The organism is Neisseria maigaei (assembly GCF_958267405.1).
GTDB classification, from domain to species: domain Bacteria; phylum Pseudomonadota; class Gammaproteobacteria; order Burkholderiales; family Neisseriaceae; genus Neisseria; species Neisseria bergeri.
This window is the reverse complement of record NZ_CATQFT010000028.1, coordinates 1-246: the sequence shown is the minus strand read 5'-3', so window position 1 is coordinate 246 and position 246 is coordinate 1. Positions and strand designations below refer to the sequence as shown.

Here is a 246-nt window from a genome sequence, read left to right as displayed (position 1 = left end):
CGGGTGATGAGGTTGTGTTCGAGTTCGGGATCGGAGAGGCTGTGCCATTGTCCGAGCAGGACGGCTTTGAACATGGACAACAGGGGATAGGCGGGACGGCCGCGGTGGTCTCTAAGGTAACGGGTTCTTTGACGGTTCAGGTATTGTTCGATCGGCTGCCAATCAATCACCCGGTCCAACTTCAATAGTGGGAAGCGGCCGATGTGTTTGGCAATCATGGCTTGTGCGGTTTGCCGGAAGAAGGTG

At 56.1% G+C, this 246-nt stretch carries 1 protein-coding gene; it reads right to left on the bottom strand.

The window, feature by feature from the left end:
• Window positions 1-246 (bottom strand): transposase (locus tag Q3O06_RS05405; RefSeq protein WP_301818009.1); only part of this gene is annotated, 246 nt, incomplete at both ends.